Annotated in this window: 3 protein-coding genes and 1 pseudogene; 1 reads left to right on the top strand and 3 read right to left on the bottom strand. The window is 42.8% G+C overall.

The window, feature by feature from the left end; translation table 11 throughout:
* Positions 1–283: 283 nt before the first annotated feature.
* The 3 genes from ACEW9J_RS24695 to ACEW9J_RS24685 all read right to left on the bottom strand — a co-directional run bounded on the left by ACEW9J_RS24695 (position 284) and on the right by ACEW9J_RS24685 (position 1,827).
* Positions 284–619 carry a hypothetical protein gene (locus ACEW9J_RS24695; RefSeq protein WP_373547721.1) on the bottom strand — a complete coding sequence of 112 codons (336 nt, stop codon included), beginning with the start codon at positions 617–619 and terminating at the stop codon, positions 284–286.
* Positions 620–900: 281 nt separating this feature from the next.
* Positions 901–1,314, bottom strand: coding sequence for a multiprotein-bridging factor 1 family protein (locus ACEW9J_RS24690; protein WP_373547720.1), 414 nt, complete (start codon positions 1,312–1,314; stop codon positions 901–903).
* Positions 1,315–1,389: 75 nt separating this feature from the next.
* Positions 1,390–1,827, bottom strand: coding sequence for a hypothetical protein (locus ACEW9J_RS24685; RefSeq protein WP_373547719.1), 438 nt, complete (start codon positions 1,825–1,827; stop codon positions 1,390–1,392).
* A 187-nt stretch (positions 1,828–2,014) separates the two neighbouring features.
* Between ACEW9J_RS24685 and ACEW9J_RS24680 the strand changes: the two are divergent.
* Positions 2,015–2,755, top strand: a pseudogene (locus tag ACEW9J_RS24680) (SIR2 family protein); the annotation flags it as partial.
* Between the last annotated feature and the right edge of the window lie 142 nt (positions 2,756–2,897).

Here is a 2,897-nt window from a genome sequence, read left to right as displayed (position 1 = left end):
AATTTAACTTAATATTTTCAACTATTAATCCTTTTAATGGTCAGTTTTACCATTTCAAAATTTAGATGAAATCGGCTTAACACCTATATTTGTTGTCCTGTCTAAGTTTGAGGAGGCTATGTCTCATCGAACTCAGGTTATAAGCATACTAAGGAAAATCTCGATCTGTAAAACAGCGAATTGCATATTCTAGTTTGAGTAAGTTACCACTCTTAACAAAATGCACGGTAGTCCAGTGAACGTTGCGAAAATCCTTGCCCTGTAACTCATCGATCTGCTTTAGTCATTGCTGGAGGGATTGCTTGCCTTCAGGGAGAGGGTTTTCGATGTAGCGTTCCATCTCTGTTACGGCATTAGCAACGACAGTCGTGTGAATCTCCCATTCAGATGGACTCAAATGACTGGGACATGACTCTGCTTGCATTTGCGCTTGTAATATTTTGGCTAAATAAAGCCCAAATTGTGCGGCGGCAACTTCATCCTGACACAGGCTTTTGATGCTAGTCAATCGAGTGATGGGGATGGCAAATCTAAATTGCTCGCTGCTGAGTTCTTGAGCTGTTTCCAACCACTTTTTAATTTTATTAGCGATCGCTGTTTGGGTATTTTGCTGTTTCAATATCTTCAATCTTCCTTAGATACGATCGGGTCTACGATCTCGATTTGCCATCAAGCGATCCACAAAAATTGGCTGATTCCAATAATTAAGTGTAATCCAACCAATCCACCATAATCTAATTCCTCTCTGCGGAACCGAGCAAATCGAAGCAATGCTCCTCCCACTGCTCGAAATCCGAGGATTCTCAAAAATTGGAAGCAGATCGCGATCGTTATGTTTAGCGTGTCGGTCGGTAGTGCCAAGCTTGCGCCTCGTCCGACAACAATCGTGCGATTTAGAATTTAGGTAACTGTCACGTTTGGAATTGATGCAGACAGAGCATTCCAGACTTCCGTTAATCGTTGGAAGCCGATCGATTCATAACTGCTAGCTTCGTATCTTTGTACCATTTGTTCTTTGATACCTAGTTTGGCGGCTAGCTCTTTTTGAGTCATGCCCAAACCGATCCGTTTTTGAATTAAGACTTTGGGTAGATCTTCGATCGCACCCATTGTAATTTCAACCTTCCCCGCTTTGAGATCGTCATATGCTTGGATTTCCATCTGCATTCGATCGATTTGCGTCTGAAAGCTGTTTTGCATCGCTGCTAATTGGCTGGGCGGGATATTTTGTTGTTCTAGCAATTTATCGATAACTTGTTGCAGCTTATCGATCTCGCCTTTGGTAACTTTATATTGGTGTTCGTTCTGGATCATGATTAAATTAATTGATAATTGATAATTGATAATTAGGTTTTTAAGATGGGGATTTGAACCCTTGCTCTTTCTTTTTTACCTGGTTGGATCGAAACTGCTCAGATCGATCTCTACAATCCCGATTGGCTCTCCATCGCGATTTTTTTGCAAAAAGCCCTGAAATGCCGACATGAAATCCATCCGTAACTCGCAGCCAAAGCGGGCATGTTGTTCGTCGATATCTTGAAAAACCGGATCTAGCATACCGATATCGATTCCCATCCCGTCAAAACAGCCGTCGATGTCGTTGGGTCGTTCCTTATTGGTGATAAAACTACCGCCGATGTAGATGGTCTGACAATTAGAGCGAACGAGTAGTTTGAGTGCAAACATCAAGCCAGACAAGAGGTTGACGCGCCGGGAGTTGTACCCGTATCGCTCCCAAAAATCTACCCAACTCATTGCCCAAATTCCAGGTGGAAGGGTAGCCGCTCTCTGTAAATGGGGGCATTCAGTTAGTTCTCCATCAAACATGACAACAAAGCTGCGCTCTCTCCCAGAGTAACACAACTTTTTAGTTGGTATGGTGTGAATACAACTATTTTATTTTCAATCTTTGAAATAGTTAATTCCTTGTTTCTAGAACCGCCCCATACCATCTATCCTGTAATAATCCCCCGATCGCGAAACGCACCACCAAGGCGGTCGCTAATACTTAACGATGCAATTTGTACCAAATGGCCCCGATATTCCAAATGCACTCCTACATGCACATGAAGAAGGTCGTGTTGTCTTCTTCTGTGGTGCAGGAATTTCTTATCCCGCAGGCTTACCGCTGTTTGAAGGACTAGTTGATGAAATTTATAAAAGCGTTGGCACAGTACAAAGCAAAACTGAGGCAGAAGCCTACAAACGTTGGCAATATGACACTACACTAGACTTACTAGAAAGACGAGTTCCCGGTCAACGATTGACAGTGAGAAAAGCTCTGGCAGAATCTCTGAAACCCAATCTAGAGAAAGAGGGAGCTACTACTACCCATGCGGCTTTATTAGATCTAGCACGCAGTAGGGATGGTGCGTTGCGTCTTGTCACTACTAATTTCGATCGCATTTTCAATCACTTGATATCGCACCATAAGTTATCCATTACTGAGTACAATGCACCCTGTTTGCCCATCCCAAAAAACAGTCGATGGAATGGTTTAGTCTATCTTCATGGGTTGTTGCCAACAGAGATAGAAGAACACGCGCTCAATCAGTTAGTAATAACCAGTGGTGATTTTGGATTAGCCTATCTAACCGAGCGGTGGGCAGCCCGATTCGTCAGCGATCTGTTTCAGAATTTTATTGTTTGCTTCGTGGGATATAGGATCAACGATCCTGTACTGCGCTACTTAATGGACGCACTGGCAGCAGACAGAAGACTGGGAGAATTTACACCACAAGCTTATGCCTTTGGTTCTACCCCTGTTAAGGTGAGCTGTTGTACTATGGGGCAAAAAGCCGAGTATAATTTTATTCAAAAGCTAAAAACCTAAGCAGAGAGGGAATTAAAGATGATTAGTGACATCTTTGAAAAATTTGTAGAACAGACACCCTTGA

Source organism: Chamaesiphon sp. (assembly GCF_041737865.1).
Classification (GTDB): domain Bacteria; phylum Cyanobacteriota; class Cyanobacteriia; order Cyanobacteriales; family Chamaesiphonaceae; genus Chamaesiphon.
This window is presented reverse-complemented; position numbering and strand designations above follow the sequence as displayed.